The 26,971-nt window shown below is 54.4% G+C and carries 28 protein-coding genes; 16 read left to right on the forward strand and 12 right to left on the reverse strand.

Translation table 11 applies throughout. The features are described 5' to 3' along the window. Nucleotides 1-57: 57 nt before the first annotated feature. From nosZ to QEN58_RS08815, 5 genes are all read right to left on the reverse strand, one after another. Nucleotides 58-1,935: a TAT-dependent nitrous-oxide reductase gene (nosZ, locus tag QEN58_RS08795; RefSeq protein ID WP_280106718.1), complete on the reverse strand. Its 1,878-nt coding sequence runs from the start codon at nucleotides 1,933-1,935 to the stop codon at nucleotides 58-60. A gap of 17 nt (nucleotides 1,936-1,952) precedes the next feature. Next, entirely contained in the window at nucleotides 1,953-4,100 is a 2,148-nt protein-coding gene (nosR, locus tag QEN58_RS08800) for a transcriptional regulator NosR (protein ID WP_280106719.1), read from the reverse strand. Nucleotides 4,101-4,126: 26 nt separating this feature from the next. Continuing rightward, entirely contained in the window at nucleotides 4,127-4,429 is a 303-nt protein-coding gene (locus QEN58_RS08805) for a c-type cytochrome (protein ID WP_230805151.1), read from the reverse strand. 321 nt (nucleotides 4,430-4,750) lie between these two features. Continuing rightward, nucleotides 4,751-5,101: a DUF488 domain-containing protein gene (locus QEN58_RS08810; RefSeq protein ID WP_280106720.1), complete on the reverse strand. Its 351-nt coding sequence runs from the start codon at nucleotides 5,099-5,101 to the stop codon at nucleotides 4,751-4,753. A gap of 69 nt (nucleotides 5,102-5,170) precedes the next feature. Further along, nucleotides 5,171-5,737, reverse strand: coding sequence for a YIP1 family protein (locus tag QEN58_RS08815; protein ID WP_280106721.1), 567 nt, complete (start codon nucleotides 5,735-5,737; stop codon nucleotides 5,171-5,173). Nucleotides 5,738-5,866: 129 nt separating this feature from the next. On the opposite strand from QEN58_RS08815, the gene QEN58_RS08820 reads away from it, so the two are divergent. Further along, a complete protein-coding gene (locus QEN58_RS08820) occupies nucleotides 5,867-7,030 on the forward strand; it encodes a cytochrome P450 (RefSeq protein ID WP_280106722.1) in 1,164 nt (387 codons plus the stop codon). Between the two features lie 84 nt (nucleotides 7,031-7,114). Here the strand turns inward: QEN58_RS08820 and QEN58_RS08825 are convergent, their stop codons facing one another. Beyond that, nucleotides 7,115-8,314 (reverse strand): cytochrome D1 domain-containing protein, encoded by a 1,200-nt coding sequence (locus QEN58_RS08825; RefSeq protein WP_280106723.1) that lies wholly within the window; start codon nucleotides 8,312-8,314, stop codon nucleotides 7,115-7,117. 13 nt (nucleotides 8,315-8,327) lie between these two features. After that, nucleotides 8,328-8,660: a c-type cytochrome gene (locus QEN58_RS08830; RefSeq protein WP_280106724.1), complete on the reverse strand. Its 333-nt coding sequence runs from the start codon at nucleotides 8,658-8,660 to the stop codon at nucleotides 8,328-8,330. Nucleotides 8,661-9,055: 395 nt separating this feature from the next. Between QEN58_RS08830 and QEN58_RS08835 the strand changes: the two genes are divergently transcribed. The 13 genes from QEN58_RS08835 to QEN58_RS08895 all read left to right on the forward strand — a co-directional run bounded on the left by QEN58_RS08835 (nucleotide 9,056) and on the right by QEN58_RS08895 (nucleotide 21,555). Beyond that, nucleotides 9,056-10,732 (forward strand): nitrite reductase, encoded by a 1,677-nt coding sequence (locus QEN58_RS08835; RefSeq protein WP_280106725.1) that lies wholly within the window; start codon nucleotides 9,056-9,058, stop codon nucleotides 10,730-10,732. A gap of 74 nt (nucleotides 10,733-10,806) precedes the next feature. Then, nucleotides 10,807-11,292: an AsnC family transcriptional regulator gene (locus QEN58_RS08840; RefSeq protein ID WP_280106726.1), complete on the forward strand. Its 486-nt coding sequence runs from the start codon at nucleotides 10,807-10,809 to the stop codon at nucleotides 11,290-11,292. After that, nucleotides 11,289-11,840: a siroheme decarboxylase subunit beta gene (gene ahbB / locus QEN58_RS08845; protein WP_280106727.1), complete on the forward strand. Its 552-nt coding sequence runs from the start codon at nucleotides 11,289-11,291 to the stop codon at nucleotides 11,838-11,840. Before QEN58_RS08840 ends, ahbB (QEN58_RS08845) begins: the two co-directional genes overlap by 4 nt. Then, nucleotides 11,821-12,279 (forward strand): Lrp/AsnC family transcriptional regulator, encoded by a 459-nt coding sequence (locus QEN58_RS08850; protein WP_280106728.1) that lies wholly within the window; start codon nucleotides 11,821-11,823, stop codon nucleotides 12,277-12,279. Before ahbB (QEN58_RS08845) ends, QEN58_RS08850 begins: the two co-directional genes overlap by 20 nt. Continuing rightward, entirely contained in the window at nucleotides 12,254-12,820 is a 567-nt protein-coding gene (gene ahbB / locus QEN58_RS08855; RefSeq protein WP_280106729.1) for a siroheme decarboxylase subunit beta, read from the forward strand. Before QEN58_RS08850 ends, ahbB (QEN58_RS08855) begins: the two co-directional genes overlap by 26 nt. Nucleotides 12,821-12,844: 24 nt before the next feature. Beyond that, entirely contained in the window at nucleotides 12,845-14,044 is a 1,200-nt protein-coding gene (gene nirJ / locus QEN58_RS08860) for a heme d1 biosynthesis radical SAM protein NirJ (RefSeq protein ID WP_280106730.1), read from the forward strand. Between the two features lie 13 nt (nucleotides 14,045-14,057). Beyond that, a complete protein-coding gene (gene cobA, locus QEN58_RS08865) occupies nucleotides 14,058-14,906 on the forward strand; it encodes a uroporphyrinogen-III C-methyltransferase (protein WP_280106731.1) in 849 nt (282 codons plus the stop codon). Continuing rightward, nucleotides 14,903-16,459, forward strand: a complete 1,557-nt coding sequence (locus QEN58_RS08870; RefSeq protein WP_280106732.1) for a nitrite reductase — start codon at nucleotides 14,903-14,905, stop codon at nucleotides 16,457-16,459. The genes cobA and QEN58_RS08870 overlap by 4 nt, the downstream gene beginning before the upstream one ends. Before the next feature lie 207 nt (nucleotides 16,460-16,666). Continuing rightward, nucleotides 16,667-17,119, forward strand: coding sequence for a c-type cytochrome (locus tag QEN58_RS08875; RefSeq protein ID WP_280106733.1), 453 nt, complete (start codon nucleotides 16,667-16,669; stop codon nucleotides 17,117-17,119). Between the two features lie 38 nt (nucleotides 17,120-17,157). After that, the gene (locus QEN58_RS08880; RefSeq protein WP_280106734.1) at nucleotides 17,158-18,513 is read left to right on the forward strand and encodes a cbb3-type cytochrome c oxidase subunit I; all 1,356 of its coding nucleotides are present in this window, start codon (nucleotides 17,158-17,160) and stop codon (nucleotides 18,511-18,513) included. A 64-nt stretch (nucleotides 18,514-18,577) separates the two neighbouring features. After that, nucleotides 18,578-19,390, forward strand: a complete 813-nt coding sequence (locus QEN58_RS08885; RefSeq protein WP_133732569.1) for a CbbQ/NirQ/NorQ/GpvN family protein — start codon at nucleotides 18,578-18,580, stop codon at nucleotides 19,388-19,390. A 9-nt stretch (nucleotides 19,391-19,399) separates the two neighbouring features. Beyond that, nucleotides 19,400-21,346, forward strand: coding sequence for a nitric oxide reductase activation protein NorD (locus QEN58_RS08890; protein WP_280106735.1), 1,947 nt, complete (start codon nucleotides 19,400-19,402; stop codon nucleotides 21,344-21,346). Nucleotides 21,347-21,357: 11 nt separating this feature from the next. Continuing rightward, a complete protein-coding gene (locus tag QEN58_RS08895; RefSeq protein ID WP_280106736.1) occupies nucleotides 21,358-21,555 on the forward strand; it encodes a hypothetical protein in 198 nt (65 codons plus the stop codon). A gap of 40 nt (nucleotides 21,556-21,595) precedes the next feature. On the opposite strand, the gene QEN58_RS08900 is transcribed toward QEN58_RS08895, so the two are convergent. The 3 genes from QEN58_RS08900 to QEN58_RS08910 form a co-directional block, all read right to left on the reverse strand. Continuing rightward, complete coding sequence (locus tag QEN58_RS08900; RefSeq protein ID WP_280106737.1) at nucleotides 21,596-21,898, reverse strand: cytochrome C oxidase subunit IV family protein; 303 nt, start codon at nucleotides 21,896-21,898, stop codon at nucleotides 21,596-21,598. 15 nt (nucleotides 21,899-21,913) lie between these two features. Then, entirely contained in the window at nucleotides 21,914-22,480 is a 567-nt protein-coding gene (locus tag QEN58_RS08905; RefSeq protein WP_280106738.1) for a cytochrome c oxidase subunit 3 family protein, read from the reverse strand. A 130-nt stretch (nucleotides 22,481-22,610) separates the two neighbouring features. After that, nucleotides 22,611-22,925 (reverse strand): c-type cytochrome, encoded by a 315-nt coding sequence (locus tag QEN58_RS08910; RefSeq protein ID WP_280106739.1) that lies wholly within the window; start codon nucleotides 22,923-22,925, stop codon nucleotides 22,611-22,613. 280 nt (nucleotides 22,926-23,205) lie between these two features. On the opposite strand from QEN58_RS08910, the gene ubiT reads away from it, so the two are divergent. Next, nucleotides 23,206-23,703: a ubiquinone anaerobic biosynthesis accessory factor UbiT gene (gene ubiT, locus QEN58_RS08915; RefSeq protein WP_280106740.1), complete on the forward strand. Its 498-nt coding sequence runs from the start codon at nucleotides 23,206-23,208 to the stop codon at nucleotides 23,701-23,703. A 57-nt stretch (nucleotides 23,704-23,760) separates the two neighbouring features. Here ubiT and hmpA read toward each other — a convergent pair whose 3' ends face one another. Further along, nucleotides 23,761-24,933, reverse strand: coding sequence for an NO-inducible flavohemoprotein (gene hmpA, locus QEN58_RS08920; RefSeq protein ID WP_280106741.1), 1,173 nt, complete (start codon nucleotides 24,931-24,933; stop codon nucleotides 23,761-23,763). 264 nt (nucleotides 24,934-25,197) lie between these two features. Between hmpA and QEN58_RS08925 the strand changes: the two genes are divergently transcribed. After that, nucleotides 25,198-26,409, forward strand: a complete 1,212-nt coding sequence (locus tag QEN58_RS08925) for an NnrS family protein (RefSeq protein WP_280106742.1) — start codon at nucleotides 25,198-25,200, stop codon at nucleotides 26,407-26,409. 72 nt (nucleotides 26,410-26,481) lie between these two features. Here QEN58_RS08925 and QEN58_RS08930 read toward each other — a convergent pair whose 3' ends face one another. Continuing rightward, entirely contained in the window at nucleotides 26,482-26,958 is a 477-nt protein-coding gene (locus QEN58_RS08930) for a DUF4870 family protein (protein WP_280106743.1), read from the reverse strand. Nucleotides 26,959-26,971 lie beyond the last annotated feature (13 nt).

The following is a 26,971-nucleotide window of genomic DNA, read 5'->3' on the forward strand; positions in this document are numbered from 1 at the left end:
GCAGCGGGCCGAAGGAATCGGCCCGCATTGTGTCTTCAGACTCCTGTCAGTGAGGCGTCAGGCGGGTTCGACTAGCATGCGACCAGTCATTTCCATGTGCATCGCGTGGCAGAACCAGTTGCAGTAGTACCAGTGCACCCCGGCCTTGTCGGCGGTGAAGGTGACGCTAGCGGTCTGCTGGGGACTGATCTCCATCTGCACACCGTGGTTGACCATGCAGAAGCCGTGGGTCAGATCCTCGACCTGGTCAAGGTTGGTGATGACCACGGTCACCTCATCGCCCTGTTTGACCTTGAATTCGGTCAGGCCAAATTGCGGTGCTATGGAGGTCATGTACACGCGTACTTTATTGCCATCGCGGATTACCTTGCTTTCGCCTTCCAGGTTGACGCCGTCTGCCTCCGCCATGGCCACGGTCTCGGCGAAGAAGGGGTCGTCTCGTGTCCATACTCGGCTTGGGTTGATCTGGTCGGCGCGTACCAGAATACAGTCGTGGGGCTCGGCATAAGTGGGGCCGTCATGCACCAGTTTCATTTCCTCACCGGAGATGTCGATCAACTGATCGTTCTCGGGATGCAGAGGGCCTACCGGCAGGAAACGGTCTTTGGAAAACTTCGACAGCACCACCAGCCACTTGCCGTCGGCATCGCGGGATTCGGTGAGACTGGCGTGGTTATGCCCAGGCTGGTAGTGGACATCGAGCTTCTGACGCAGGTAATTGACGTCTTCGCCATTGTAGTGGCGAATGGCATCCTCAATATTCCACTTGGCTATCTGGCTATCGATGAACAGCGTGGTATAGGCGTTGCCCCGGCCATCGTAGGTAGTGTGAAGCGGGCCCAAGCCCAGTTCAGGTTCACCCACGATGGTATCGCGCGGTTCGATACTGTCGTCGAACAGCTCGGGCAATTTGTCGATGGCGATGATTGAGCAAGTGGGGGATAGCTTGCCGTTGGCGATGAAATATTTACCATCCGGTGAGGTATTCACACCGTGGGGGTTCTTGGGGATCGGGATGTAACGTGTCAGTTGCGAGCCCTTGCGTCCATCCAGTACCGGGACACTTGATTCACCCAGTGTCTTGTAGTTCCCGGCCGCCACGGCGGCTTCAATCGCTTCAACGTCGAATACCACGACCCAGTCGCGCTCGTTGCGCATGGTCTCGGTCAGGGTCATGCCCTTTTCTGAGTTATAGCAGGTAGAGGCGACGAAACGACCGGTGTAGTCGGCATCGGTGTTATCGAGGTTGCCATCAACGATCACCTGCCAGGCCACGTCCATGCTTTCGGCATCGATAGCGTTGAACATAGTGAAGTAGTTGTCGGGGTTCTCCAGGTCGCGGCCGTCATTGACCTGGGGAATTGGCAGTTCGGCATTAGCGAAGACGTACTTGGTATAAGGCACCTTTTGCAAACGCAAACCGTGAATCGCCTGGACATTGGGAATGGTAGTGATCTTGTCCGTTTTCATGACGTCAAGGCGGATACGCGCGACGCGAGTATTGGCTTTATCGTTGATAAATAGGTACTTGCCGTCGTAGCTGCCGTCGGTCATGGAAATATGGGGGTGGTGGCAGTCGCCGTTGAGGAAGCGGCTCGATTCGCCGAGTATCCGCTTCGACTCGTTACTTATCCCCCAGCCAGAGGCGCTATCCACGTTAAACACCGGGATGCGCATCAGTTCGCGCATTGAAGGTACACCGAGCACCCGAACCTCGCCCGAGTGGCCACCGCTCCAGAAACCGTAGTAATCGTCGAGCTCGCCCGGCGCAACGTCGATACCGTTGGCGCCGGCGGCCTGGACTTGGCGGCTGTTGAGCAGTGCGCCCGCACCGAATCCTCCGGCCAGGCCCGCTCCGGCAACGCCGGTAACGGCGGTATTGCGCAAGAAGTGGCGGCGGCCGATATCCTGAATATGGTCTTTTTTATCGCTCATGCTTGATTCCCCTGAGATCAGTCTTGCTGGTGAAGAGGGATGCGTTGCCATGCGGCCTGTTTGCCGCTGGCGTCGGTATCCCGTTGGGTCTCAACGCTATTACCGCGCGATGACATATTGGCCGCCTTTTCATAGCGCTTGCGGCGCTTGACCATGGGCGGGCAACGCTGGTCGTCGTGGTAGGTCACTTGGCAGTCGAGACAGTAGTGGCACTCATTGGCATTGATGCGGCCGTCCGGATGTATAGCGGCCACTTCGCATTCATTGGCACAGATTTGGCACGGGGTACCGCAGCTACCGCGGTGGCGCTTGAGCCAGTCGAACAGGCGCAAACGCGAAGGAATAGCCAACCCGGCGCCTAACGGGCACAGATAGCGGCAGTAGAATTTGTGGTTGAAGGCAGAAATCGCCACCAGGCCCAGAGCATAAATAACGAAGGCCCAGTCACGTTGGAAACGCAGGGTGATTGCGGTCTTGAACGGCTCCACTTCGGCGTAGCGTTCCGCGGTGCCGAGCGAATGTAGCGAGACTGCGAACAAGGCCAGCAGAATGATGTATTTAATTGCCCATAGGCGTTCATGGAGCCCGAAGGGCACCTCAATCTGCTTAACGTTTAGTTTGCGAGCGACCTGGTTGACCAGGTCTTGTAAAGCGCCGAATGGGCATAGCCAGCCGCAGAAAACTCCCCGGCCCCACAGCAGCAGGCTCACCGCCACGAACGACCAGAGAATAAATAGCATTGGGTCGATCAAAAACGAGGACCAGCTAAAACCGCTGATCAGCGAGTTGGTGAAGGTAAGGATATTGACGACCGATAGCTGGGCCAGCGAGTACCAGCCGATAAACACTAAGGTGTAGACCTTGAAACCCTGACGCAGTGGGTTCAGTACACGCGGGTGGCGCGCAAGCACATCCTGGAACAGCATGATGCCAGTGAGCACCAATAATCCGGCGGATAGCACAGCGATCTGGAAAGCCTTTTCGCGCCATACCTGTACCCAGATAGGTTCTTCCACCGGTGGTTCAGGCCGCTCTACATAGGCCTCGGGAACACTGTAATCGGCGCTAAAGCGGCTGAACTCGGTGTCCAAAGGGCCAGAGGCGCGGCGAACCAGTAATTCCAGTTGCCAGGGTTGACCGGGGTCGAAGTTTGTCTCTTCGCGGACGATGAAAATGTCCCGCTCGGCCAGTGAGGGTGCGCCTTCAAGGGCCAGTTCACCCAGGCGGATGTGATCGCGATCATGAAAGCTGACCCGAGTGCTGCCCTGTGAAAGCTCTATGCGATCGAAGATGCCGCCCCGCACATACCCTGAACCCTTGAATGAGTAGTCACCACGCCCCATGACGGCAATAGCGTGCTCGCCATCCTTCAGCTCGGCCATTAGTTGGTCATAGCCAGTATCGCCGAGTAGGTTGCGGCCAGCGGTTGGTGGGTTGAGGTAGGTGTAAAACAGCTCGATAAAGGTTTTATCGGCGGGCTGTGGCGAGCGCAGGTAATCTTCGGCGGGCGTACCTACAAAGCTCTCATCGACCTCGCCATGGGTTAGTTGCAAACGGCGAATGGTGCCGTCGCCGGTCAGTTCATCCCAGTTGGCATGGGCGAAAACGTCTTCTCGAACGCGTGCCGGTGGTGTCTGGGAGGGGTCGGCAATGAGCTGCTGTTCAGCGGCCACTTGTCTGGCGCTGCGCATGATGGTGTCGCTGACTACGATGACGGTCACCGTCGCGCCAGAGATAGCGTCAAGATTGTCGCCGACTCTGAGCCTGTCATTGACGTGGGCCGATACGTGCTCATCGGCAAAGCTATTCAGCTTCGACTCGGGAATGCCCACCAGCATGATCGGCTCTGAATGACTGAGGACGTCGGCCTGTACAATTTGCCCATCCAGACCGATTCCCACCAGTAGATTGACCGGTTTGCCCGAGTAGGCGGGGATCGGAGCGACATCCACACTCTCAAAAGCGTAGCCGAGCAACTCATCGTCGCTGGCGAGTACACGGCTTACCGGCCACTGTGAATCCGCGGCTTCAAGACGCTCTGCCGTGGGAAATCCCTCGCGTACCTGCTCCAGTTCGATGGCTTGGGCAGGGAGTGATATCGCCAGGAGTAACAGTAAGCTAATCCAGATACCGGTTAGACGGCGCGGGTAAGCCACAGGGGACATCGTGGTTTCCTTTCGGGGCAAGAGGGTTATAGAACCGGTTCTAGCAAGTGATCGACGGCAGCTTTCACTTCGTCATCACTCAAGCCTAATTGGCCTCCTTTTGGCGGCATTGCCTGAAAGCCGTTAATCGCGTGGTCGTACAGGGTGTCCATGCCTTTTTCTAAGCGTGGCTCCCAGTGTTCGGCATTGCCGCGAATGGGAGCACCTGCGGCGCCCGTCATGTGACAAGCCATGCAGGCTTGGTTATAGGTGGCTTCGCCATCTGCATGAGCGGTAACCGAAATAGAAGCAACTACGCCTAGCAGCAGTATGGACGCGAGGGTTTTCATTGAGGTATTCCTTATGCATCTTTTGGGTTGAAATTATCAATTCGGCAACGTGGCACGCTGGTTTATAGAGGTATACGAGTTGCTGGGTACTGATTTTTCAGTATGAGAAAAAGTATGAAGTTCACTTTAAAGAAATAGGGGGGACTAATGTTGACCTGGATCATTATTCGTCTCGCGTACCCCTACAGAGCATTAGCTTACCCCTTAGTGGGTAGGTGATGACGCCAGTCGTTATTGTGATTTCAACTCGAAATTCAGGCGCTTGGCTGTGCACCAAGGCGCTAGCGGCGTGGCGGTGTAGAAATGTTTTTACAGCGCGGATTATTTCAACATGTTCAAGTACTGGCGCAGCACTTCGGCATTATTACGGTGCTCTTCCTTAGAGGCAAATACCAGAGTAACTCGCTCTTTACTGGCACGTTGTGCAAGATCACGAAGAGACTCGCGATAAGAGGTTAACTCTTTTAGATAGCGACGGCGAAAGCCACTCCAGTCGAGAGAGCCATTATGAAATCCTTTGCGAAGCTCGCTGCTTGGCGCGACCTCCTTGCGCCATTCATCGATTTTGGCTTCCTCCTTGGACACCCCACGCGGCCAGATCCTGTCGACAAGGACACGATAACCATCCTGGCTGTGAGGTGAGTCGTAGGCACGCTTTAATTCAATATTCATCGTTATCTCGCAAGTCAATGAGATTGCTTTTAAGCCTAGCTAGTGAGTCGCTCCCTCTCTACTTGAATCCTAGTAAGCCCAGACAATCGCCATCAGCAAGCCCCATGCCAGCACCCCGGCAGCCATCACGGTGTAAGTAGCGGACATTGTTGTAACGTCATTCGCAGAGCGTTTACACAGAGCCTGCAGACCGTGGTAGACCAAACTGCAAGAGATGCCCAGTGCCACCAGTACCACCAGCGCATTGAACAACAGACTGGGGATCAGCAGGGCGATCGCTGCTGACCACAGTGGCAAAGGTGCCAGGGCTGCCAACAGATAAGCGTCGTGGTAGCTAATTGAGAGATCGCGATCGCTATTGACCACCGCGTGAATTAGCCAGCCCATTACGAAGAAGGTGAGCAGCTCGGCCAGGAACAGAATGGTAGTGATGAAACGCCACTGCCGGTCAGCGAAACCCGTGGTGAAGATATCCCCATAGTGGGAACCCGCGTAATAGAGCATCACGGGGGGTAACAACGACATGGGCAACACGATGCACCAAGCGAGAGTGGCGATTGAAGGATGGCGTTGCTGGAGATCTTTCCATCCCGCTAAATGGGTAAAGGGCAGTTGAATAATAGTTAGAGGATTCATTGTCTGGTCTCGCAGTCAGTTGTGATCGTTGTGGGTTTAAAATATCATGCCATGATATTATATTTTAATGATTAGGACTCTTACGGGGTTCTGTCAAGAGATAGCCAGCTTTTATCTTTAGGAGATATCATGAGCGATAGGAATCAGAAAGATTGGAACCCCCGCGCGGAGAGTGTTCTGGATGATCAAATCGCTGCTTATGATGAAATGCGCGGTCGTTGTCCGGTGGCTTTCAGCGACTACCTGCAGTGGTCGCTTTTCCGTCACGAAGATGTGATGCGTGTACTCAATGACCACGATACCTTCAGTAACGCGGCAAGCCGTCACCTGTCGGTGCCTAATGCTATGGATCCTCCCGAGCATACCCACTTTCGCCGGATCATTGAGCCCTACTTCGGCCCTACTGCCATGCGCGAATTCGCTCCCCAGTGCCGGGCCATCGCCGAGGCAGTAGTGGGGCGACTACCTTTCGATGGTGAAGTGGAGGCAATGACTGAAATGGGCCAAGACTTTGCTCTGGAAATTCAGTGTGCCTTCATGGGATGGCCGACCCGCCTGCATGAGCCGCTGCGCGACTGGGTGAAGCGACAGCAGGCAGCCACGCTGGCGGGTGACCGGGAAGCATTAGGCGGGCTGGCGCTGGAATTTGACGGCGTAATTCGCGAGCAATTGGTAAGCCGTCGAGCCATGGGGGATGCCGCGCCGGACGACGTGACCACCAGGATCATGCAAGAAACGGTAGAAGGGCGCCCGCTTAGCGACGAGGAGATCGTCAGCATCCTGCGTAACTGGACGGTAGGAGAGCTCGGAACTATCTCGGCAAGCATCGGTATTCTGATGAACTACCTGGCCCTCAACCCCGAACTACAGGCACGCCTGCGCGACGAGCCATCATTATTAACAGCCGCCATTGACGAAATCCTGCGACTCGACGCGCCGTTGATGTCTAACAGACGCATCACCACCTGCCCAGTGGAAATTGGCGGGCGGCACTTGGCGGCCGGAGAGCGTCTGACTATTCTGTGGGGGTCGGCTAACCGTGACGAGGCTGTGTTTAGCAATCCCGACAAGGTGAATCTGGATCGCGATCCCAAGGACAACCTGCTTTACGGTGCTGGCATTCATGTTTGCCCCGGCGCTCCGCTTGCACGCATGGAACTACAGTTCTTCATGGAGGCGCTGTTAGAAGCAGCCGTTGAGCTGGCCCCCATACCAGAACGCCCTGCTGTACGCGCTCTTTATCCCGCGGGTGGTTATTCTGCTGTACCGCTAATATGCTATCAGCGCCAGTAAATCGGGCGGCTCGTGACGTAGATTCGTCCGCCAACGGTAGATTTGCAGCAGTACCAGTATTCGTTAGCCCCCTCCACTGATGACTTATAGACCTATGCGATGAGCCCGATCAGTAAAGAAGATTCCACTGGGCGATTCGCTTTCCAAGCGCTTTACTTCCTGCAGGGTGTGGGTGTCGTAAACCGTTACTCGGTTGCTGTCCCTGGCGGAGATCCAGACGTGCTCACCCCGCGGAGTGAACTCCATGTGCAGTACCGCTTTACCAGGAGACAGAGTTGTCACGATAGCGCGCGTTTCTGTATCGATAACCTGTACTACATCGTTATCAGGGTGTGCAAAACTGACCCAGACCTGATGTTGATCCGGCCGGCTCATTACGAAAATGGGTTGGCCTTGAACTGGTATGCGGCCAGTTAGTGCCCAATCCTCTTTATTGGCGATCAGTATTTCATGTCGGCCTACCGCAGGTAGCCAGGCTTCGTCTCCTGCCATGGCCCAACCTTCCAAATGGGGCATTTTGTAGACGGGCAAACGTTCTTCGCCGCGCCCATAGTCGGTCAATATGTGCTGTACACCAGCTTCGGTGTGCCATAGGTCGAGCAGGGTCAGGCCGTCCTCACCAAATAGACCGGCAATGTAATAGCGTCCGCTTGGGTCGATCAGGGCGTCATAGGGATTTTTCCCAACATCGGTGAAGCGGGTCAGCTCGGGTGTAGCTCCGTTCATATCGACGACATGAATCTCCCCCGCATCGAACAAACTGTATACGAAACGGTTACCGGGAGCGTCGACCAGGCCCACCACTTTAGAGCGTTGCTGGTCACCGTTTTCATCGGTCCAGGTAGCGGGGATATCAGCTACCAATTCAAGATTGTCGCTGCTAAAGAGTTTTACCCCGCCTGGCTCATAGTTGGCCACGGCCACTAGCTGGCCATCCTGAGAAATCGCGCCACCGATGCTATTGCCTGATTGCAAGATGCGCGCCGTGATCTCACCGGTTAACAAGTCGACTTTGCTAAGCCCACCATCACGGCCGAAGACAAAGGCGTAGCGCGCATCACGTGAGAACTTTACGGAGGCGTGTGAAAGATCACCCAATCCTTCCACTTGATCGACAATTTGCTGCTGGCTGGTGTTCGCCAAAGCGAGACTACCAGTGGCGCGCTCTACGATAACGCCGAGATCCCCAGTACCCTGAAGTGACTCGGGCGCTGTCTGACAGCCAGCGAGTAGGAATAGAAAAATTACACCTGCTAAAGGGCTGAATATTGAATTTAAGGTCATGGCAACTCCAGCGTTAACGCTTTAAAGGATTGTTGTGTTGCAGTTGATCTGCTAACCAGCGAGCCTCCTTTTCACTAAGCAATCCCCCCCAGCTGGGCATTGCGGTACCGGGAATGCCCAGCAGGATCAAACTGGCTAGGCCATCACGCGTATAGCGGTTCATGCGCTCTTGGGATAGGGCGGGCCCCAGCCCTCCCTTTAACCTCATGCCATGGCATGAGCCGCAATCCTGGTAGAGCAGTATCTCCAGCTCTTCCTCACGCTCCTGTGCGATATCCGAAGCTGAGCTCTGAAGGCTAACCAGCCCCAAAATACAGAACCAAAGAATGCGAATTAGGAGTGACATGGCGACTCCAGGTGATGAAAACGTGGGGAGAGTGTTGTTCGGCTGGCTGAAGTCTTTATTGACTGAGATCAAGGAAGCAAATCTTACTCAATACCTTAAGGCTTTTATTGAATAGCAATCTCTCTTTGGAGGTAGGCCAAGGGTGAGGGGTGAACACTTTGATGCACATCAATTAGGTGAAGGATAACTAGCTCGATCAGCAAAAGAGGCATGAAAAATATATTTTATTAACCCATGCTTTTTAAAAGCAGCGATACGTCTGGACTTCTCCGGCGAAAATTAAAAAAAGCGAACTACCTGGCAAGGCTGCTTATGTTGACCATGACATAGGTGAAGCAATGAAAAAGAGAAACAGGTATCTGAGACCACTAGCCGTGGCCGTTACAGCAGCTTCAATGGGGTTGGGTTTAGTGCATGCGTTTGAAGATGACCCCGACCAAGAGCAAGAAGCGTCGAGGCTTTATCAAGGCACAGAGTCGTCGGTGGATTCAGCGTCAGCAAATGTAGTGCGATCCCCAGGTGCTCCCGATCTTACAGAAGAAGAGTTCGAACGAGCGAAAGAGATCTACTTCCAACGTTGTGCGGGCTGCCACGGGGTGCTCCGCAGAGGGGCAACTGGCAAACCATTGACGCCGGATATCACCCAAGATCGGGGCCTCGATTATCTCAAGGTGTTTATTAATTACGGCTCGCCAGCCGGTATGCCCAATTGGGGTACTTCGGGAGATTTCTCAGAAGAAGAAGTCGAGCTGATGGCCAAGTACATCATGCATGAACCACCGGTTCCGCCTGAATTTGGTATGCCAGAAATGCAGGAAAGCTGGGAAGTGGTGGTGCCGCCGGAAGAGCGTCCTACTGAGCAGATGAATGACCTGGACCTAGAAAACATATTCTCTGTGACCCTGCGTGATGCGGGTCAGATTGCCTTGATAGACGGGGGCAGTAAAGAAATTGTCGATATCCTAGATACCGGCTATGCGGTGCATATTTCTCGTATCTCTGCGTCGGGCCGGTATCTGTTTGTCATTGGTCGCGATGCCAAAGTGGATATGATTGACATGTGGATGGAAGAACCGGGGATTGTCGCCAGCATCAAGGTAGGGATGGAAGCACGCTCCGTCGAAACCTCGAAATTCGAGGGATATGAGGATCGCTTTGCCATTGCCGGTGCCTACTGGCCGCCCCAGTACGTGATCATGGATGGCGAGACACTGGAGCCATTGAGGATTGTCAGTACACGAGGTATGACCGTGGGTACCCAGGAGTATCATCCTGAGCCACGTGTGGCCGCCATTGTTGCCTCCCACCAACACCCTGAGTTTATTGTCAACGTCAAGGAGACCGGTAAGGTTCAGTTGGTCAATTACGAGAACCTGGATGCCTTGAGCATGGTGGAGATCGATACATCCCGCTTCTTACATGATGGAGGCTGGGAGAGCAGCGGTCGCTACTTTATGACCGCGGCTAACGAATCCAACCAAATTGTAGTCATTGATGCTCAAGATCGGGAGCTTGAGGCTATTGTTGACGTGGGCCAGACCCCACACCCAGGTCGCGGCGCCAATTTTATCGACCCAGAGTTTGGTCCGGTATGGGCGACCAGCCACCTGGGTGATAACACCATCCAACTGATTGGCACCGATCCGGAGGAGTACCCGGAGAATGCCTGGAGGGTCGTACGTACCCTTGAAGGGCAGGGCGGTGGTTCGCTGTTTATCAAAACCCACCCAGAGTCGAGCAATCTCTATGTGGATACGCCACTTAACCCAGGGGAAGAGATTAGCCAGAGTGTCGCAGTCTACGACCTAAACGATCTGGAGGCTGGATACGAGGTTCTGCCTATCGCCGAGTGGGCCGATGTGGGAGAAGGCCCCAAGCGCGTGGTTCAGCCTGAGTTCAATAACGCAGGTGACGAAGTATGGTTCTCTGTATGGAATGCAATGGATCAGGAGTCTGCTCTAGTAATCGTGGACGACACGACCCGTGAGTTGAAGGCGGTAATCAAGGATGAGCGGTTGGTGACGCCGACCGGCAAGTTCAACGTTCTCAATACCCAGAACGACATCTACTGAGCCGTGCAATGCAGCAGTCCGCTGGGCTGCTGCCTTTGCCCGCCAGTAGCACATGATAAAAGTGAGCTCTGCCGATGCATTGTCATTCCCATGATCTCGATTCGCTAGATCGTCGTTTAATCGATTGTTACCAGCGCAACTTGCCGGTTTGTTCTCGGCCATTTTTAGCCATGGCTGCACGCCTCGATACAACCGAAGAACAGGTGATCGTCCGTCTGCAACGGCTGCAAGAGTTGGGTGTTCTGAGCCGTGTCGGGCCCGTTTTCGATCATGCCTTAGCTGGCGCCAGTCTGTTGGCCGCCGTTGCCGTGCCCGAAGATCAACGCGATGCTTTTGCAGAGCTCATTAATCAAGCCCCTGGGGTGAATCATAATTACGCTCGGGAGCACTATTACAACCTGTGGTTTGTGATGACCGCCGCTGAGGAAAAAAGCCTTGTCGAGGCCCTTAAACGTCTGGAGGCCATACTCGATCGGAAAATTCTGCGTCTCCCCATGTTGGAAAGTTTCCACATCGACCTAGCGTTCACGATTCCCTGGACTGAGCTGGAGGAAGCATGATGACCGCTACACCGCTTGCCAGAGTAAATGATTGCCAACAACTCAATGCACCCTGCGCGCATAGTAAGTTGCGGGCGCTTCTCGAGCAGGGTTTGCCGCTAACCCCGCACCCTTGGCAGGTGCTGGCTGAACAGTGTGGACTAGAGGAAGCCGAGGTCATGGGCTGCGTTAAGCGGTGGCGGGAAGAAAAGCTGATCAAGCGTCTGGGGCTGGTGGTGCGCCATCGTCGCCTGGGTATCGACGCCAACGCTATGGTGGTCTGGAACGTTCCTGATGAATTGGTAACGCGCGTAGGGCAGGCGTTGGCCAAAGAAACCATCGTCACGCTGTGCTACCGGCGTCCTCGCCGACTACCCGACTGGCCGTTCAATCTCTTCTGCATGATTCATGGCGTTAAACGCGAGGCGGTTATGGCGCAACTGGAGACGCTCGTTGAGCGCCTTGGTTTGGCTGAAATAGAGCATCAGGTGTTGTTCAGTCAACATGCCTATCGCCAGTGTGGTGGTAGTTATGCCTTAAGGAGAAACGATGAACTTCCTGGAGTTTGATGCCCAAGATCGTGCCATCGTCAACCGCTTGCAAAACGGTTTACCACTCGTGCTTCACCCTTACGCAGCCGTTGCTGAGGAACTCGGTGTTTCAGAGGAGGAGTTGCTTGCACGTCTGACGCGACTTCGTGATAGCGGTGTACTTAGTCGTTTCGGCCCCATGTACCACGCCGAGCGAATGGGCGGTGGCTTGACCCTGGCAGCCCTGGCGGTTCCGGAAGCGGACTATGAGCGTGTTGTGGAGATCCTCAACAATGTTCCCGAAGTCGCTCATAACTATCGCCGCGAACACACGTTAAATATGTGGTTTGTACTGGCGACCGAGTCGTCGGAACGTATCCCTCAGGTAGTAACCGATATAGAAGTAGCGACTGGCCTGCCGGTGTTCAATATGCCCAAAGAGAGGGAATTTTATGTCCGAGTTCATTTGTCCGTCTGACATCAACAAGACGGGTGCCACGAGCCTGGACGAGCGGGATCGGGCCATCGTGCTGGCCACACAGGAAGGCCTGCCGCTGGTTGCCGACCCATGGGCCGCCGTGGGCGAGCAGGTGGGTATGAGCGGTAACGAGGTGCTCTCTCGCATGCAGACCATGCTCGAGCGCGGGGTAATCCGCCGCATTGCCGCAGTGCCCAACCATTACCGCTTGGGTTACGTAGCTAACGGTATGACAGTGTGGGACGTAGCGGATGCCGAGGTCGAGCGGTTGGGTCGAGAAGTTGCAACAATCGAAGGGGTTAGTCATTGCTACCAGCGCCCCCGCCATCGGCCTTATTGGCCGTATAACCTTTTCGCGATGCTACATGGTCGAACCCGTGAAGACGTTGAACGACAAGCTCAGGTGCTTCGCGATTGCCTGGGAGATGCATGTCACGACCATCGTATTCTCTACAGTACGCGCATATTAAAAAAAACCGGATTACGCCTTACCGGTAAAGATGCCCAGACCGTTAGCACTGAGAATGACGCGCGAGGCTGAGCCTTGCGGCACAAGGAGAGCACCATGTTCCGCGTTACTCGATATATCAAGACCCTGTTGAACCCAGGCCCTATTCCCCCGTTGCGCAAGCCCCCAGGTCCCGTGGTGATCTGGAACCTGATTCGCCGCTGTAACCTGACGTGCAAACACTGCTACACCGTCTCTGCCGATATTGACTTCAAAGGCGAGCTGACCACCTCCGAAGCGCATGAGGTGCTCAACGATTTACAGCGCTTCCATGTCCCGGCGTTGATTCTTTCCGGCGGTGAGCCATTAATGCGCCCGGATATATTCGAACTTTCCCGCAGAGCGCGAGAATTGGGTATCTACACCGGTCTTTCAACCAACGGCACATTAATTACCGAAGCCAACATCGATGAGATCGCCAATGTCGGCTACGACTATATCGGCATCAGTATCGATGGCCTGGAAGACACCCACGACACCATTCGTCAACGCAAGGGGGCGTTTCATGAGTCGATGCACGCGGTGAAACTATGCAAGCAGAGGGGCATTAAGGTAGGGCTTCGCTTTACCTTGACCCGGGAAAACTACGAGCAGTTTGGCGATATTCTTACGCTGCTCGATGAGCACGATATCGACAAGTTCTATCTCTCACATCTCAACTACGGTGGACGTGGCAGGCGCCACAGCAAGCAAGACGCCTGGTACCAAATGACCCGCGATACCATGACGCGCTTATTTGATCACTGTCACGGTGAGCTCAAACGTGGAGTAGAGCGCGAATACGTCACCGGCAACAACGACGCCGACGGCCCCTTCTTACTACAGTGGGCCGAGCGGCATTTCCCGGCTCAAGCCGATGCGCTGCATCAACGCCTGGAGAACTGGGGCGGCAACGCCTCTGGTGAACATATTGCCAATATTGACAACCTGGGTACGGTGCATCCCGATACTTTCTGGTGGGATCACGCCCTGGGTAATGTTCGTCAGCGGCGTTTTTCGGACATCTGGCGAGATACCCGCGACCCATTGATGGCGGGTTTTCGTCAGCGCCCCCGCCCGGTGAAAGGCCGCTGCAGCGCCTGTCGATACCTAAATATCTGCAATGGCAATACCCGAGTGCGTGCCTGGAAGGTCAGCGGCGACCCCTGGGAAGAAGATCCCGGTTGTTACCTGACCAACCTGGAAATCGGTGTGGAAGGTAAGTCGTCACGACGCATTGACGCTCCTTTTGCTGCTATTTCTGCCATCGAGCTTTAGCCAAGGTGCTGTTATGACATCCCACCGTGTTTCCTATGATCTGAAAGAGGCACCTCTGGCGCCCGGCGAAGTGGCGATTATCGGTGCTGGGCCTGGCGACCCCGGTCTGCTCTCACTTCGTGCCTTAGCGTTGATTGAACAAGCCGACAGCCTGGTTTTTGACCGATTGGTTTCCAAGGAGGTTTTGGCGCTGTCCAGCCCCGGCGCGCAGCGCTTTTATGTGGGCAAGGCCTCGCGTTGCCATGCCTTGACCCAGGAGCAGACCAACGCCTTGCTAGTGCGTCTGGCGGGTAAGGGAGAGCGGGTCGTGCGGCTGAAGGGGGGCGACCCCTATATTTTTGGCCGTGGCGGCGAGGAGGCGGAAATTATGGTCGAGAATGGGATTCCTTTCCGCGTGGTGCCAGGTATTACCTCGGCTCAAGGGTGCGCAGCCTACGGTGGTTTTCCCCTGACCCATCGTGACTATGCCCAGAGCGTCACTTTCGTCACCGGGCATTGCAAAGGGGACGGTGAGCTGGCCTTGAACTGGCAGGCCCTGGCTGTGCCACATCAAACGTTGGTGTTCTATATGGGATTGGCCAATGCCGTGATGATCAGCGACCAGCTGCAGACCTTCGGTCTACCGGCCAACCATCCGGTCGCCCTAGTAGAGCGGGGAACAACGCCTGAGCAGCGCCAGGTAATCACCTGTCTGGGCGAGTTGGTCAAGACGATTGATGAGCAGGGATTTCGGCCGCCAACGTTAATCGTGGTGGGTGAGGTGGTGCAATTGGCCAAGGTTCTGAACCAGGCGATCCCCGAGGAAGTGTTTTGCGCCAGCGGCGAAACGCTGGAGCTGGCTCAAGAGCGAGTTGCCCTGTGAAAATTATCTCTTTTGTAGCTCGAATAGCCCTTCTCTTGCCGACTTTATCGGTACTGGCGGATGCCCCGAATACCCGCGCGCTCTATCAAACCCATTGCTTAGCATGCCACGGTGAATCTCGCTTGGGCGGTATCGGCCCGGCACTGCTGCCGAGTAATCTCTCGCGGTTGTCGCAAGAGGCCGCGGCTGATGTTATCCGCGATGGACGCTTGGCCAGCCAGATGCAAGGATTTGGCAACATACTCTCCGGCAGCGAAATTACATCTTTGGTGGAGTGGATCTATCGTCCGCCAACGACTCCACCCAACTGGACAGAGGAGGATATCCTGGCCAGCCAGGTCGTGCCGTTCCCAGACGGTAGCCTGCCGGATGAACCACTTTTTGATGCCGACCCGCTCAATCTGTTTATTGTAGTAGAAACCGGAGATCACCATGCCAGTGTGCTCGATGGCGATAGCTTCGAGCGTATCCATCGATTCGAGACCCGCTATGCGCTACACGGCGGGCCCAAGTATACCCCCGACGGCCGTTACGTTTTTTTCGGTTCGCGGGACGGCTGGATCACCAAGTACGATCTGTACAACCTTGAGGTAGTGGCTGAAGTCCGCGCCGGTATCAATATGCGTAATATTGCTGTCTCGGCGGATGGCCGCTATGTCATGGCCGCGAACTATCTACCGCATAGCTTGGTGCTGTTCGACGCCCATAACCTGGATCTAATGCGCGTCTATCCGGTGGCTGACGCCGCTGGCAATAGTTCTCGGGTCAGTGCCGTCTACGCCGCTCCGCCACGCGGCAGTTTCATTGCCGCACTGAAAGACGTCAAAGAAGTATGGGAAATCACTTGGCCACTGCCCACAGAGCCCGTGGTGTCTACCGGTCATATGAGCACACCATTGGTTACACGCCGCTCCCATGACACCCCGAATTTCCGCGTTCGGCGCATTGCGGTGCCGGACTATCTGGACGATTTCTTCTTTGATCTCGATTACCGCCATGTCATCGGCGCCGCCCGGGACGGACAGGGCGGGATGGTGGTTGATCTGGACAGCGGTGAGAAGGTCGCGGATCTGCCCCTGGCCGGGATGCCGCACCTGGGCTCTGGTATCACTTGGGCGTACCAGGGGCGACGAGTCATGGCTATTCCCCATCTTGCCAACGCTGCGGTATCAATCATTGATATGCAGGATTGGTCGGTGATTAAGACGCTTGAAACCGATGGCCCCGGTTTCTTTATGCGCAGCCATGCCGAATCGCCATACGCCTGGGTGGACGTGTTCTTTGGCCCACACCGTGATCGGGTGCATGTTATCGACAAAGCCAGTCTGGAAATTGTTGAAACTCTGACTCCAGAACCGGGAAAAACTGCCGCCCATGTGGAATTTGACCGCTATGGTCATCGCGTGCTGCTGAGTCTTTGGGAAGAGGACGGCGCTGTGATTGTCTACGACAGCGATACGTTAGAAGAACTTCAGCGTATCCCCATGAGCAAGCCGTCGGGCAAGTACAATGTCTGGAACAAAACACATTATGAAGAAGGCACCAGCCATTGAATGGACGATGAAACTGGCCCAACAAGCAGCGAATGTAAGATCAATGGTCTGACTACATATTTGCCTCTTTTCAAAACTTGATCTGAGGCAAGGCTAGTAGGGATATTTTTCTGCTACCATTAAGTTGTAATTTAAATACATCTTAAAAAGAGATGTCTCTGGCTATGAAGCCTGGGGCCTATCAAGACTAGCAAGGGAGTATGGCTTATGGCTGATGGTCTAACTAAATCAGCGGCCCGTAATATTTTCTATGGCGGCTCGCTGTTCTTCTTCCTGCTATTTGCCGCGCTTACGGCTCATAGCCACTGGTACATGGTCAACGTTTCCACGGACAGCGAAGCCCTCACCGATTCCGTGAAACATGGAAAAGAAGTGTGGGAAAAAAACATGTGTATCAACTGCCATACCATTATGGGAGAGGGGGCTTACTTCGCTCCTGAACTGGGTAACGTCTGGGAACGCTACGGGGGGCTCGAGAATCCTGATGCTGCGAGAGCTGGTATCAATGCCTGGATTCGTGCACAGCCATTGGGGATCGAAGGGCGTCGCCAAATGCCCGCGTTTGATTTTAGCGAAAAAGATATGAATTCGTTAATCGACTTCCTCGAATGGACCAATAGCATTAACGACCAGGACTGGCCCCCACATCCTGCTGGCTGAAACAAGCAGCCGAAGGATGAATCAAGGAGAACCGTACAATGAAATATGAAACCCAAAAGGTTGCTTTACCCTTTTTTATGGTGGCCATGGCGCTATTTACGCTACAAATAGTCTTCGGGCTGCTGGCTGCCGCTGTCTATGCTTGGCCCAACTTCATGGCTGAAGTGATGCCCTTTCACATCATGCGTGTCAGCCATACCAATCTGTTGATTGTGTGGCTGTTGATCGGTTTTATGGGCTGTACCTACTATTTGATGCCAGAGGAAGCCGAACAGGAAATTCACAGTCCTAATCTGGCGTATATCCAACTGGCGATCTTCGCTTTTGCTGGCGCCGCGGCTCTGGTCGGCTACCAGTTCGGAATCCATGAAGGTCGAGAATTTCTTGAGCAACCTTTCTGGGTGAAAATACTCATCACCATTTCTTTCCTTATGTTTCTTTTCAATACCAGCATGACGCTGCTCAAGGGCCGCAAGACCGCTATTAACCTAGTGTTAATGCTGGGGCTTTGGCTAGCGGCAGTATTTTGGTTATTCGCTTTCTACAACCCGACCAACCTGGCGGTAGATAAACTCTACTGGTGGTGGGTGGTTCACCTCTGGGTGGAAGGCGTATGGGAGTTGATCATGGCTTCCTTGCTGGGTTACCTACTGATCAAAATGACCGGTGTGGATCGCGAAGTGATCGAAAAATGGCTCTATATCATTGTTGGGTTGGCACTGTTCTCCGGCCTGCTGGGTACCGGGCACCACTACTACTGGATTGGTGCACCTGGCTACTGGCAGCCCATCGGCAGTATCTTTTCGACGCTGGAAGTGGCGCCTTTCTTCGCCATGGTGGTGTTCGCCTTTACCATGTTCTGGAAGGGCAGTCGTAACCACCCCAATAAAGCGGCCATGCTATGGGCCTTAGGCTGCCCAACCATTGCCTTTTTCGGCGCTGGTGTGTGGGGCTTTATGCATACCCTCTCGTTCGTGAATTACTACAGCCATGGTACTCAGGTAACCGCCGCTCATGGCCATCTGGCTTTCTATGGTGCCTATGTGATGCTGATTCTTGGTGTGATTACCTACGCCATGCCGCAGATTCGCCGCGTACAGCCGTACAACCAGATACTGAACATGTGGGGCTTTTGGATCGTTACCAGTGCGATGTGCTTTATGACCTTTACCCTGACTTTCGCCGGGGTCGTGCAGACTCACTTGCAGCGCGTCCTGGGTATGAATTACATGGAAGTACAGGATCAATTAGGCCTGTTCTACATCATGCGTTTGGGCGCTGGCGTGGCCGTGGCGGTGGGGGCGATCATGCTGCTCTACTCCTTCTTCGGGCCCGCGCGTGAGCAAGTGCCTGCTGGTGGCACACAAATTACCGCAGGGGCAGGCTCGGCCTGAACTAAACGGCCCTGCGGGGCCGTTTTTGCTTCTTTTATTTATTTTTCGGCAATGGAGTCTTGCCATGCCTCTCTCTTGTGTCGCTAATCCTATCGATGAGCGTGAAATCCCTTTCTACGAGAACGTCGGCAACGAATGCGCTATGTTTGAGCACGCCTTTCGCCAACGTTTGCCGCTGTTACTTAAAGGCCCCACGGGGTGTGGTAAAACACGTTTTGTCAGCCATATGGCCGCTAAGCTGGGCCGCCCACTATTCACTGTTTCATGTCACGACGACCTGACTTCAGCCGACCTTACAGGCCGCTATCTGTTGCAGGGCGGCGAGACCCGCTGGGTCGATGGCCCGCTTACTCGCGCAGTGCGCGAAGGGGGTATCTGCTATCTCGATGAGGTGGTAGAGGCGCGTAAAGATGTCACCGTGGTGCTTCACCCGCTCACCGATGACCGCCGACTACTGCCGTTGGAACGTACCGGGGAACTGCTTGAAGCGCCGGATGACTTCATGCTTGTGGTGTCTTATAACCCGGGTTATCAGCATATTCTCAAATCGCTTAAACCGAGTACCCGCCAGCGCTTCCTGGCCATGTCATTTGATTTTCCACCACCCAAAGTCGAGCGCGATATTGTCGCGCGGGAGAGTGGTTTGCCCGGTGAGCAGTGCGCCGCGCTGGTCAATCTTGCTGCCAGCCTGCGGGCCATGAAGGGGCAGGATTTAGAAGAGGGTGTTTCTACTCGCCTACTGGTTTACTGCGCTACCCTGATTGCCGCCGGGGTGCCCATTTTGGAAGCTGCCCGCGCTACCTTAGTGGAGCCGCTAAGCGATGACGCAGATGTTCAGGAAGGGCTGATGGAAGCCATTCAAGCAACCTTTGGGTGAGGGCACGGCATGCTTGATTTTCTTGAAGTCGAAGAGTTTGTCGGCCGCCATTGGCACCGTTGGGCTTCCAGTGCGGCAAGTTACCCTGACCATCCCGAAGCCGCAGTGCGCCTTGAAACGCTGCGGCCCATGCTCGGCGTCTTTTTCCGCGCAGGAGGCGGCGAGGCGGGTATCAATGTTGCCGCTATTGCGGGGCGTAGTTCGTCGCATCGCTTATCCTTACGTCAAAGGCTAGGGCTTGATGAGGAGGTGCTCGATCAAGCACGCCGCGACGAAGAAAGCCTGTTGTTACCGCCACGCATTGCCCTGTTCGATGAGGCTTCCTTGAACCGGGATCTCTACCTTTGGCTGGTAGCGTACCTGGCGGTGACCGAGCATGTGCACGTCGTTGATGATCCGCTACAGCAAAACCTTCTCCAACTGCGTGAAGTACACCGGGCGACTCGGGCAGTGTTGGCCCACTTCCCCGGGCTCACTCAGCGCTACGCCAGATTATGTCAGGCGTTGCTGGCCATTCGCCCCCAGCGCAAGCGCTTGCCGCCGATAGAAGCAGCGTTTGAAGCCGTTATCTGTGCCCAGTTGGGAGAAACACCGCCCGAGGCTGGCAGCTGGGCCGACGTGATGCATATCGCCGTCCTCGATGAGTCTCTGCCCTTGGACAACTTCCATGCGCCGCGTGGATACCGGCCACCACTTCCAGTGCCGCTATGGGGGCAAGCCGTTGTCCTGGGAACCCATAAACAAGCACGAACTGAGCAGGAAGATGATGAGGCACCGGCCACAGGGAAGGATTCACCACAAGATGACCAAGGTAAGCGGAAAGCTGACCGGCGCGAGCAGGACCAGGCCGACCGCGATGACTCTTTAATGCTCAATGCATCCGAAAAGATGCTTTCCTGGGCAGAAATGGTCAATCTCAATCGTCATGTAGAGGATGAAGACGATGATGAGGCCAAGCAGGCGGCCGATCAGATTGATGAAATTGTGCTCAGTGCTAACCGTAAGAAGGCGTCTTCCAAACTAAAGCTTGATCTTGATCTGGCGCCTGGTGAGGTGAGTGGGGGAAGGCTGCGTGGGCGCCATACTTATCCGGAATGGAATCATCGTAAGCAAATCTATATGCCTGACCACTGTGTGGTACTCAGCGATGTCCAGAGTGAGGAGGGGGAGAATTGGCAGCCGGATGAAACGACAAAACGGCGCATTCGCCGAGTTCGACGCGAGTTTGAAGCACTTAGGCCGCGCCATGAGACGCTACGTGGTCAGCTGGATGGCAGTGAACTGGATATGGACGCCGTTATTCGCTCCCGCTGTGATCTGGCAGCTACCGGTGAAGCCAGCGACCGTCTCTATCAAGCTAGCCGTACCCAGGCGAGGGATTTGGCGGTTTCGATTCTGGTCGATGTATCCCTTTCCACTGAGGCCTGGCTTGATGACAGGCGAGTGCTGGATGTGGCTAAAGAGGCACTATTGGTATTGGGACACGGCCTTGCGGGGTGCGGCGATGACTATGCCATTCACAGCTTTACCTCCCACCGTCGTCACCGTGTTTGGGTCAATACGCTGAAAAGCTTCGATGAGCCAATGGGCGAGCGAGTGTCACGGCGGATCGCAGCGCTCAAGCCAGGCCACTACACGCGTATGGGGCCCGCTATTCGGCACCTTTCCCAAGCGCTTGCCAAACGACCCAATCGGCACAGGTTGCTGCTACTTCTGACCGACGGTAAGCCTAACGATACCGACTATTATGAAGGGCGATATGGTATAGAGGATACGCGCAAAGCGGTACTTGAAGCGCGACGGGAAGAAGTGCGCGTGTTCGGGGTAACGATTGACCGGGAGGCGGGGCGCTATATTCCTCACCTGTTTGGGCGAGGGGGTTATGCCATTGTCCAGCGTCCGGAGCATCTCGCCTTGGCGCTGCCGAGTATCTACCGCCAGATTGTTGCTTCCTAAGGAGGTTATCTATGGTGCGCTTGCGCTTCGTAGCGGCGATTAGTCTGTGGTCTTTGGTCGCTTTAGGGGTTGTCGTGCCGCTGGTATGGCTTATCAATAACCGAGATTGGGGCGTGGCGCTGATGTTGCTGGTTCCCTTTATCGTTTATGGTTTGATGCGGCTGGGTCGGTTGCTGGAAGCCTGGGCAAATGCCGCGCAGCGGCCTTGAGGTACTGATTCCGCAATTTGCTAAATCCGATCCTGTAAGGCTACCCCACTAAATGAAAGCGACCGGCCAGATAGCCCGCGGCAATCAGCGTTAACGTTAATAGTGTTAGGGCAATGAAAATTCCCTTCCAGGCTGGGGTCGCGGCGCGCAAGTTTAAATAGACCATGAGCACACAGTGAGCTTTGAAACCGGTCGCCATCATTACCATGGCGGCTGACCATAGGGGAAGCGCCTGCCAGTTGGTGGTCTGGTCTAGCCGTGCGGAAACCATGGACACCACGGTCAGGGCCATTAATACAGCCCAGGTAATCAATAAACGCCGTGAACCGGGCAGTGCCGTCATTTTTCCCTCTCAAAACTACCTGAGCAGATAAATCAGTGGATAAAGCAGGATCCAAATCAAGTCCACCATATGCCAGAAGGCTGCCGCCGTTTCTACATTCTCGGTGGAGGTACGCCAGCTCACTAAGCCTAATAGTGCTAAGCCGAACACAACGTGAGCAAAATGGAAGGCGGTTAAACCATAGTAAAAACCAAAAAAAATGTTCGTTTCTGGCGTTATTCCCGCGGCAAACTTACTTGTATATTCAAAAAACTTAATGACACAGAACAGTAGTCCCAACAGTATAGCGGCGCCTAACCACTGTCTGCTGCGCTGTATGCGCTTAGCACTTATCGCCTCGACGGCAAAGGCTACAAAAAGCCCACTGGTCAACAGTACCAGGGTATTGAGACCGCCCAACATCGGGTCAAGCTGTTGTTGGGATGCAGTGAATAGTGCAGGATCCAGGGCGCGTTGACCGGCATAGAGCGCAAAGAAGGCGGTGAAAACCAGCATTTCGCTCAGTATCAATACCCACATCAGTGGATTGCCAGGTAACGCTGAAAGTGGCCCCCAGCCGGGATTGGGCAGGTCGCGCCTCATTAATTCTCCACTCGATAAGCGATACAAGGATACTCGGCAATTCCAAACGTATTTTCCGAGCTACGTTGAACGCCCCAGCCAGTGGTGTTGATAGAACGATTAGTCACGACTGCCTATATCGCGGGTAGGTCTATTCAGCAGCTTTAACCATAAAATCGACGGCTGCTTGCACCTCTTCGTCGCTAAGGCTCATGTTTCCACCTTTAGGCGGCATGGCGTTGAAGCCATTGATCGAGTGCTCATATAGGGTGTCGATGCCTTTTTCTATTCGGGGCTCCCATGCCTCACTATCACCCTTAATAGGCGCACCAGCAGCTCCTGTCATGTGGCAAGCCATGCAGGCCTGGTTAAAAATCGCCTCGCCATCAGTTTCTGCCTGAACAGTGACTGACAACGCCATGGTAGCACCAGCGGCAATAAGAGCAGTAAATAATGGTTTCATCATGGTTTTCCTCACTTTTTTCCGGTCGTGGGTGCAGTGACTTCAATTTGGATACTTTGATGTGTATCTCTTGGCCAGGTAGGGGCAATGCAGAAGCAACCTTAGCCAACAACTAAGGTGTTAATACGCTACAAACAGATAATTTGATTAAGATATACTTTATATGCATCTTAATGCTGGTGCAATACATAGTCTTGACGCATGTCATTATCGTGCATCTCAGCAACGATTAGCATCAGTGGTCTAGTGTTTGCCGAGATGCCTTTACTCTGGAGTGGCTGCTATGTCATTGCTGTCTTTACCTTTTTCCATGCTTTCTTTTTCAATTTCCTCTCCTGTAACGCCTAGCCATTTGATACGTCTCCTTGATCCACGGATACCTTTTGCAATTAAGCAACGTCTTGTCGAGCCTTTACTCAACCGTACTTTTGCTATACCGCTCGCAGAAGGGGAATTCGATGCTTTGGAGGGTCGGTGCATTAGTCTCACCATCGCCGATTTAGGTGTGACGCTAAGTCTGACGCTTGAATCGCAGCGCTTGATATTATGTCGCGATAAAGGCGAGGCAACCATTCGAGGAGGTTGGCGTGAATTCTTGTGCCTTGCCACGCGCCGTGAGGATCCCGACAGCCTGTTTTTCCAGCGCCGCTTAATCATTGAAGGGGATACAGAGCTGGGATTGACGCTCAAGAATCTACTTGACGGTTGCGAGGAGGGTCTTGCACAAGGGCGTTTGGGGGAACTGTTGTTGGGGCTGGAGCGTTTGGTACGTAAAGAATGACCCAGGCTTCTTAACTGTTCACAGGCGGCCCCGGGCATATGCCGAGGCCGCCCATTATTAAGCTGCGTCGAGGGGGCGTGAGGGGCCAAAATGCTCAAAGTGTCGGCGATTCTCGTCGACACCCAGTTCGGACAAAGCGCTGTTAATTGCTGTCATGAATCCTTGGGGGCCGACGAAATAGCAGCGCGCCTTAAGATCAGGCAGGTAGTGAGCTAATAAGCTGTGGTCGATACGACCAATATGTTCGGCTTCGTTGCCACGCTCATGAATACGGACAGCTTTAAGACGTTGCGGATATTCGCTCTTCAGTGCTTCTAATTCGCCTTTAAAGGCCTGGTGATCGGCATCCAGGGCAGCGTGTAAATAGGTGACTTGCCGCCCAAGGGACAAGGCATGTCTCGCCATGGGGAGCAGGGGCGTTTGACCAACGCCGCCGCTGGCAAGCAGCAGAGGCTCGTTACCTTCAATCAGCGTGAGGTCGCCTGCTGGCGGTAGCAGTTCCAAGGTGTCGCCGGGTTGAAAGACATCGTGGAAGTGACGGCTGACTTGGCCCTGTTCTTCGCGTTTTATCGAGATTCGATAGCTTTGGCCATTTGGCGTGTCTGAGAGGCTGTAATGCCGATACACCAGCTCGCCATTAATGGTTAGACGTACACCGATATACTGACCTGGCTCATGGTCAGCCACACGACCTCCATCCTCGGGCTCAAGGATAAAAGAGCGAATTAAAGCACTTTCCTGATGGGTACTGGCAATCTTGAAACGGCGTGTGCCGCGCCATCCGCCCGGGCGCTGCTCAAATTCACGATAGCGCTGGTCTTCAAGGTCAATTAACAGGGCGGCAAGCTCGTTATATAGAGCGCCCCATGCATCGGCGATTTCCGGGGTGACAGCTTCGCCCAGCACTTCGCCAATCGCTGCCAGTAGGCATTCACCGACAATAGGGTACTGCTCGGGAAGAATGCCTAGCGAGACGTGTTTGCTAACCACAACATCCAGAGTAGCCCGCGCCTGAGCTGGATTACTGCGTAGTTGCACATAGGCCAACACGGCGTTGGCCAGGGCACGGGGCTGACCTCCGCTTTGTTGATGAACCTCATTAAAGAGCGGCTTGACCTCTGGGTAGCGGGTAAACATCAGCGGATAGAAGCGTTGTGTAATCGCATTCAGGTGTTCGGCCACGACGGGAGCTGTCGCGTTGATCAGCTTTTCCTGCTCATGTGTTAGCACGGATAATACCTCAATCTATAAGATTCATTAAAAATGCATCTTAACGCCAAAAACTATAAATACCAACCAGGAAGGGGCCTTTTTAAGGAGAGGAGCTGCTGGCTATTTGAATAACAAGGCCTGAATACAATGCAAAAGCGGCTGTCATTGGGCGACAATGACGTTTATCCGATCCTATAAGATGCATTTCTGATACCTGTCATGGTTTTTGTTATTGGCATGACGCACAATGCAAATCCAAGTAATTCAGTGGGGTATTATGCTATGACGACTATCACCTCCTCCCAACCTGTCTCCAAGCTCAAGCAACTGCCGTTGTTACGGCTGGCTTTTCGGCCCTTTTTCCTGTTGGCCGCGCTGTTCAGTATTTTATCTCTACTGGTATGGCTGGGCTTTTGGCATGGCAATATTTTGCTGCGCCCTTATGGCGGCCTGGTGTTCTGGCATCAGCATGAGATGTTGTTTGGTTTTGCCGCAGCGGTGATCGGGGGGTTTTTGCTTACCGCTGTACGAAACTGGACAGGGCTGCCGAGCTTAAGCGGCGGGCCGCTACTGGGTCTGCTAGTGTTATGGTTATTGGGTCGGGTGTTGATGGCTTTTCCCATGGGGTTGTCGGGGTGGCTGCTGCTGGCGGTTGACCTTGCATTTCTTCCCGTGGTCGCCATCGTTATGGCGCGTCTGGTTATCAGAGCAAAGCGCTGGCGCAACTTGATCTTTATACCCGTACTGTTGCTATTTGCCACGGCTAATCTGGCGATGCACTTAGGGGTGATGCAGGGTGACGCCGAGCTGATCCGCCAAGCCGCCTACTTGGCCGTACTGTTAATCACACTGATGATGACCGTAGTGGGCGGGCGCGTGATTGCTATGTTTACCGCCAATCGCCTGGGGCGTCCCAAACCCGATCCTATCCCTTGGCTTGAAGGGGTGACGTTAGTCAGCACTGCTGGCGTCGTGCTGCTGCAGACGGCCATCATGCTGGGTGCGACCATTGCTGCTCCATTGATGGGTGGGGTAATGCTTTTAGCCGCGTTGGCCAATACTGTTCGCATGGCGCGTTGGGGAGGGCTGCATAGCTGGCGTGAACCTTTACTTTGGGGGCTGCACGGCAGCTACGCCTGCATTCCGCTAGGGCTTATTATGTGGTGCTTGGCACTCATGGGGCTGATGCGCGTTGAACTTGCCGTGCATGCGCTGACCATTGGGGGGATAGGTACCATGATGCTGGCAATGATGGCCAGGGTTTCGCTAGGCCATACAGGCCGTCCCATCCGTACGTTACCGGGAGTCGGTGTAGCCTTAGGGCTGATGCTGTTAGCCGCCTTGCTACGCTCACCCGTCTTGGCGATATTTCCCCAGATGACCCACTGGACCTATACGCTGAGCATCATCTTCTGGTGCGTGGCCTACGCAATATTCGTCGTGCACTACACTTGGCCGTTGATGCAGGCGAGAGTCGACGGTCAGGATGGCTGAACGAGTAATAGATGGCGCCTGCATCCGTCCGTATACAGGCGTATTAAAACCATTGACGTATTAAAACGCTCATTAGCGCTCTGCCAGGGTGACCCGGGCACCGCCAAAGGCAAGACTGCTTGGGTTAGCCACTGGACGGTTGTTGGTGAGGCGGGTAATGCCTACCCCGCAACGGCCCACCATCCAGATCAGGCAGGCGGTAAAATAGCCATAGCCTAATGCCCACGAGGCGATCGCCGGTAGCCCGGTCAATCCCAGTAGTTGCCAAGCGACTGCAAACAATATCCCGCCTATTAGCCCTAACCAGAACGTGCGAATCTGAAACTGTAAATGGGAAACAACCCACTCCTCGGCGTTATTTTTTTTGATATGGGCGATGAGTACGCCGACGGGAGCAGTGACCACGGCCAACACACTGCCTAGAAAAAGCATATACACAACGATAGCGGCACCACGCCCAGGAGAATTTTTACCGCTGTTAGAGGCGGCTGCGGTGGGTAAGGCTCCAGCCTGATCCGAGGAGGGCATGGGTGAAGGTAAGCTGGTCATAGGGGGCCTCATT

It is taken from the genome of Halomonas alkaliantarctica (assembly GCF_029854215.1).
Classification (GTDB): domain Bacteria; phylum Pseudomonadota; class Gammaproteobacteria; order Pseudomonadales; family Halomonadaceae; genus Vreelandella; species Vreelandella alkaliantarctica_A.

What these genes read in the sequence shown, in the direction of transcription:
- nosZ (WP_280106718.1), bottom strand. Translation starts at nt 1,935, where the DNA reads ATGAGCGATAAAAAAGACCATATTCAGGATATCGGCCGCCGCCACTTC.
- nosR (WP_280106719.1), bottom strand. Translation starts at nt 4,100, where the DNA reads ATGTCCCCTGTGGCTTACCCGCGCCGTCTAACCGGTATCTGGATTAGC.
- QEN58_RS08805 (WP_230805151.1), bottom strand. Translation starts at nt 4,429, where the DNA reads ATGAAAACCCTCGCGTCCATACTGCTGCTAGGCGTAGTTGCTTCTATT.
- QEN58_RS08810 (WP_280106720.1), bottom strand. Translation starts at nt 5,101, where the DNA reads ATGAATATTGAATTAAAGCGTGCCTACGACTCACCTCACAGCCAGGAT.
- QEN58_RS08815 (WP_280106721.1), bottom strand. Translation starts at nt 5,737, where the DNA reads ATGAATCCTCTAACTATTATTCAACTGCCCTTTACCCATTTAGCGGGA.
- QEN58_RS08820 (WP_280106722.1), top strand. Translation starts at nt 5,867, where the DNA reads ATGAGCGATAGGAATCAGAAAGATTGGAACCCCCGCGCGGAGAGTGTT.
- QEN58_RS08825 (WP_280106723.1), bottom strand. Translation starts at nt 8,314, where the DNA reads ATGACCTTAAATTCAATATTCAGCCCTTTAGCAGGTGTAATTTTTCTA.
- QEN58_RS08830 (WP_280106724.1), bottom strand. Translation starts at nt 8,660, where the DNA reads ATGTCACTCCTAATTCGCATTCTTTGGTTCTGTATTTTGGGGCTGGTT.
- QEN58_RS08835 (WP_280106725.1), top strand. Translation starts at nt 9,056, where the DNA reads ATGGGGTTGGGTTTAGTGCATGCGTTTGAAGATGACCCCGACCAAGAG.
- QEN58_RS08840 (WP_280106726.1), top strand. Translation starts at nt 10,807, where the DNA reads ATGCATTGTCATTCCCATGATCTCGATTCGCTAGATCGTCGTTTAATC.
- ahbB (WP_280106727.1), top strand. Translation starts at nt 11,289, where the DNA reads ATGATGACCGCTACACCGCTTGCCAGAGTAAATGATTGCCAACAACTC.
- QEN58_RS08850 (WP_280106728.1), top strand. Translation starts at nt 11,821, where the DNA reads ATGAACTTCCTGGAGTTTGATGCCCAAGATCGTGCCATCGTCAACCGC.
- ahbB (WP_280106729.1), top strand. Translation starts at nt 12,254, where the DNA reads ATGTCCGAGTTCATTTGTCCGTCTGACATCAACAAGACGGGTGCCACG.
- nirJ (WP_280106730.1), top strand. Translation starts at nt 12,845, where the DNA reads ATGTTCCGCGTTACTCGATATATCAAGACCCTGTTGAACCCAGGCCCT.
- cobA (WP_280106731.1), top strand. Translation starts at nt 14,058, where the DNA reads ATGACATCCCACCGTGTTTCCTATGATCTGAAAGAGGCACCTCTGGCG.
- QEN58_RS08875 (WP_280106733.1), top strand. Translation starts at nt 16,667, where the DNA reads ATGGCTGATGGTCTAACTAAATCAGCGGCCCGTAATATTTTCTATGGC.
- QEN58_RS08880 (WP_280106734.1), top strand. Translation starts at nt 17,158, where the DNA reads ATGAAATATGAAACCCAAAAGGTTGCTTTACCCTTTTTTATGGTGGCC.
- QEN58_RS08885 (WP_133732569.1), top strand. Translation starts at nt 18,578, where the DNA reads ATGCCTCTCTCTTGTGTCGCTAATCCTATCGATGAGCGTGAAATCCCT.
- QEN58_RS08890 (WP_280106735.1), top strand. Translation starts at nt 19,400, where the DNA reads ATGCTTGATTTTCTTGAAGTCGAAGAGTTTGTCGGCCGCCATTGGCAC.
- QEN58_RS08895 (WP_280106736.1), top strand. Translation starts at nt 21,358, where the DNA reads ATGGTGCGCTTGCGCTTCGTAGCGGCGATTAGTCTGTGGTCTTTGGTC.
- QEN58_RS08900 (WP_280106737.1), bottom strand. Translation starts at nt 21,898, where the DNA reads ATGACGGCACTGCCCGGTTCACGGCGTTTATTGATTACCTGGGCTGTA.
- QEN58_RS08905 (WP_280106738.1), bottom strand. Translation starts at nt 22,480, where the DNA reads ATGAGGCGCGACCTGCCCAATCCCGGCTGGGGGCCACTTTCAGCGTTA.
- QEN58_RS08910 (WP_280106739.1), bottom strand. Translation starts at nt 22,925, where the DNA reads ATGATGAAACCATTATTTACTGCTCTTATTGCCGCTGGTGCTACCATG.
- ubiT (WP_280106740.1), top strand. Translation starts at nt 23,206, where the DNA reads ATGTCATTGCTGTCTTTACCTTTTTCCATGCTTTCTTTTTCAATTTCC.
- QEN58_RS08925 (WP_280106742.1), top strand. Translation starts at nt 25,198, where the DNA reads ATGACGACTATCACCTCCTCCCAACCTGTCTCCAAGCTCAAGCAACTG.
- QEN58_RS08930 (WP_280106743.1), bottom strand. Translation starts at nt 26,958, where the DNA reads ATGACCAGCTTACCTTCACCCATGCCCTCCTCGGATCAGGCTGGAGCC.